This window comes from Streptomyces sp. 8L (assembly GCF_020176795.1).
Taxonomy (GTDB): Bacteria; Actinomycetota; Actinomycetes; order Streptomycetales; family Streptomycetaceae; genus Streptomyces.
The window spans coordinates 830-4,393 of the sequence record NZ_JAIUKE010000695.1; the positions used below are offsets into that span (position 1 = coordinate 830).

The 3,564-nt window shown below is 72.3% G+C and carries 2 protein-coding genes and 1 tRNA gene; all 3 read left to right on the forward strand.

The genetic code is table 11. The features are described 5' to 3' along the window. The first annotated feature begins 381 nt into the window (after positions 1 to 381). The 3 genes from LCE31_RS37300 to LCE31_RS37310 all read left to right on the forward strand — a co-directional run bounded on the left by LCE31_RS37300 (position 382) and on the right by LCE31_RS37310 (position 3,480). On the forward strand, positions 382 to 1,578 hold the full coding sequence (locus LCE31_RS37300; RefSeq protein ID WP_225022504.1) for an argininosuccinate synthase: 1,197 nt from the start codon (positions 382 to 384) through the stop codon (positions 1,576 to 1,578). Positions 1,579 to 1,896: 318 nt separating this feature from the next. Next, positions 1,897 to 3,324: an argininosuccinate lyase gene (gene argH / locus LCE31_RS37305; protein WP_225022506.1), complete on the forward strand. Its 1,428-nt coding sequence runs from the start codon at positions 1,897 to 1,899 to the stop codon at positions 3,322 to 3,324. Positions 3,325 to 3,407: 83 nt separating this feature from the next. Continuing rightward, a tRNA-Trp gene (locus LCE31_RS37310) sits at positions 3,408 to 3,480 on the forward strand. The last annotated feature ends 84 nt before the right edge of the window (positions 3,481 to 3,564 follow it).

Sequence of the window (3,564 nt, forward strand, 5' to 3'; positions counted from 1 at the left end):
CCCCCCGCCCGGGGGGGCCCCGGGGGGGGGGCCCCGCCCGGGGGCCCCCCCGGGGGGGGCGCCGGGGGCCCCCCCCCCGCGGGGCCGGGGGGGGGCGGGGGGGGCCGGGGGGCCCCGCGCCCGTGAGGGCGGCGACGGCGGTCAGGGTGAGGAGGGCGGACGCTGCCGCGCGTACGGTCGTCATGGCCGGAGCGTAGGGGCGGTCGCCGGGCCGCGCCCGCCCGGCGCGGCCGGACGGGCGAGCCCCTTGCTCCGTGCGGGCCACCTCGGCGGGGCGGTGCCGTCCCCCTCGTCCGGGCCTGGTCGCGGGCGCGTTTTGACAAACCATGCGGAGCCTTGCATAGTTATACCCATCAGCGAATGCATCCAAAGGAGAGACTCGTGACCGAGCGCGTCGTACTCGCCTACTCGGGCGGCCTGGACACGTCCGTCGCCATCGGTTGGATCGCCGAGGAGACCGGCGCCGAGGTGATCGCCGTCGCCGTCGACGTCGGCCAGGGCGGCGAGGACATGGACGTCATCCGCAAGCGCGCCCTCGCCTGCGGCGCCGTCGAGGCCGAGGTCGCCGACGCGAAGGACGAGTTCGCCGAGGGCTACTGCCTGCCGGCGATCAAGGCCAACGCGCTCTACATGGACCGCTACCCGCTGGTCTCCGCCCTCTCCAGGCCCGCCATCGTCAAGCACCTGGTCGCCGCCGCCGAGAAGCACGGCGCCGGCACCGTCGCCCACGGCTGCACCGGCAAGGGCAACGACCAGGTCCGCTTCGAGGCCGGCATCGTCGCCCTCGCGCCCGGCCTGAAGTGCATCGCCCCGGTCCGCGACTACGCGATGACCCGCGACAAGGCGATCGCCTTCTGCGAGGAGAAGAACCTCCCGATCGCGACCACCAAGAAGTCCCCCTACTCCATCGACCAGAACGTCTTCGGGCGCGCGGTCGAGACGGGCTTCCTCGAGGACATCTGGAACGCGCCGATCGAGGACATCTACGACTACACGCAGAACCCCGCCGCGCCCCGCGAGGCCGACGAGGTCGTCATCTCCTTCAAGGCGGGCGTCCCCGTCGCGATCGACGGCAAGCCCGTCACCGTCCTCCAGGCCGTCCAGCAGCTCAACGAGCGCGCCGGGGCGCAGGGCATCGGCCGGATCGACATCGTCGAGGACCGGCTCGTGGGCATCAAGTCCCGCGAGGTCTACGAGGCGCCCGGCGCGATCGCGCTGATCACCGCACACCAGGAGCTGGAGAACGTCACCGTCGAGCGCGAACTGGCCCGCTACAAGCGGCAGGTCGAGCAGCGCTGGGGCGAGCTGGTCTACGACGGCCAGTGGTTCTCCCCGCTCAAGCGCGCGCTGGACGGCTTCATCAACGAGGCCAACGAGCACGTCACCGGCGACATCCGGATGACCCTGCACGCGGGTCGCGCCGTGGTCACCGGCCGCCGCTCGGAGAAGTCGCTGTACGACTTCAACCTCGCCACGTACGACACGGGCGACACGTTCGACCAGTCGAAGGCGCAGGGCTTCATCGAGATCTTCGGCCTCTCCTCGAAGATCGCCGCGAAGCGCGACCTCCAGGCGTAGTCCCGGGCGTGACCCGCGCGGAGCGGGGGCCCGCCGGCACCACCACCGCCTCCCCGTTCCCTCCTGGGCGGGGAGGCGGCCCGGTTCCGGGGCCCGTTCCTGCCCGGACCCCCGAGCCCGTCCTCGTACGGAGATCGCAACTGCGGCGCGTCCGCGTACGGGCATCGCACGTGCGGCGCGTCCGCGTACGGACATCGCACGTGCGGCCCGTACGCGTACGGAGATCGCGGGTGCGGCCCGTACCGGTACGGATCGCGGCGGCGCGGCCCGTACCCTCGACCTTCTTCCCTCTCCACCCTCTCCACCTCGGGAGCAGCAGTGAGCAGCAACAACGGTGACGTCCGGCTCTGGGGCGGCCGGTTCGCCGGCGGACCGGCCGACGCCCTGGCCAAGCTCTCGGCGTCCGTGCACTTCGACTGGCGCCTCGCCCCGTACGACATCGCCGGATCGCGCGCCCACGCACGCGTGCTGCACAAGGCCGGACTGCTCACCGGGGACGAGCTGACGGAGATGCTCGCCGGGCTCGCCCAGCTGGAGGACGACGTCGCGGACGGCTCGTTCACCGGCACCGTCGCCGACGAGGACGTGCACACCGCCCTGGAGCGCGGCCTGCTGGAGCGCCTCGGTCCCGACCTCGGCGGCAAGCTGCGCGCCGGCCGGTCCCGCAACGACCAGGTCGCCACCCTCTTCCGGATGTACCTGCGCGACCACGGACGCGTCATCGGCGGCCTGATCGCCGACCTCCAGGACGCGCTGGTCGGCCTCGCCGACGCCCACTCCACCGTCGCCATGCCGGGCCGTACCCACCTCCAGCACGCACAGCCCGTGCTGTTCGCGCACCATGTCCTCGCACACGTCCAGGCGCTGTCGCGGGACGCGGAGCGGCTGCGCCAGTGGGACAAGCGCACGGCGGTCTCCCCGTACGGCTCCGGCGCGCTGGCCGGCTCCTCGCTCGGGCTCGACCCCGAGGCGGTCGCGACGGACCTCGGCTTCGAGCGCGGCTCGGCCGGCAACTCCATCGACGGCACGGCCTCCCGCGACTTCGTCGCCGAGTTCACCTTCATCACCGCGATGATCGGCGTGAACCTCTCCAGGATCGCGGAGGAGGTCATCCTGTGGAACACGAAGGAGTTCTCCTTCGTGACGCTGGACGACGCCTACTCCACCGGCTCGTCGATCATGCCGCAGAAGAAGAACCCCGACATCGCGGAGCTGGCGCGCGGCAAGTCCGGCCGGCTCATCGGCAATCTGACAGGGCTGATGGCGACCCTCAAGGCGCTGCCGCTCGCGTACAACCGCGACCTCCAGGAGGACAAGGAGCCCGTCTTCGACTCCTGCGACCAACTGGAGCTCCTGCTCCCCGCCTTCACCGGCATGATGGCCACACTGAAGATCAACAGGACGCGCATGGAGGAGCTGGCCCCCGCCGGTTTCTCGCTCGCGACCGACATCGCGGAGTGGCTGGTCAAGCAGGGCGTGCCGTTCCGGGTGGCGCACGAGGTCGCGGGGGAGTGTGTCAAGGAGTGCGAGGGGCTCGGCATCGAGCTGGACGAGCTGACCGACGAGCAGTTCGCCAAGATCTCCCCGCATCTGACGCCGGACGTGCGCTCCGTCCTCAACGTGCAGGGCGCGCTGGCGTCCCGCAACGGGCGCGGCGGCACCGCCCCCTCGGCCGTGGCCGTGCAGCTCGCCGAGCTGAAGGCGGACCTGGTGATCCAGCACGCGTGGGCCGCCGCCAGGAGCTGACGGCCATTCGGGGCACGGAGCACCCGACACACGGATAATCGGATGACGCCTCTGAGGCGAACCTGACAGAGTCGGGACGCCGAAGGGGTGTAGCTCAGAGGCCAGAGCAACGCTCTCCAAAAGCGTCGGTCGCAGGTTCGACTCCTGCCGCCCCTGCCGTACGGAAGCCCCCGGGCCCCCCGGGGGGGCCGGGGGTGGGGGGGCGGCGGGGGGGGGGGGGGGGCCGCGGGGGCCGCCCCG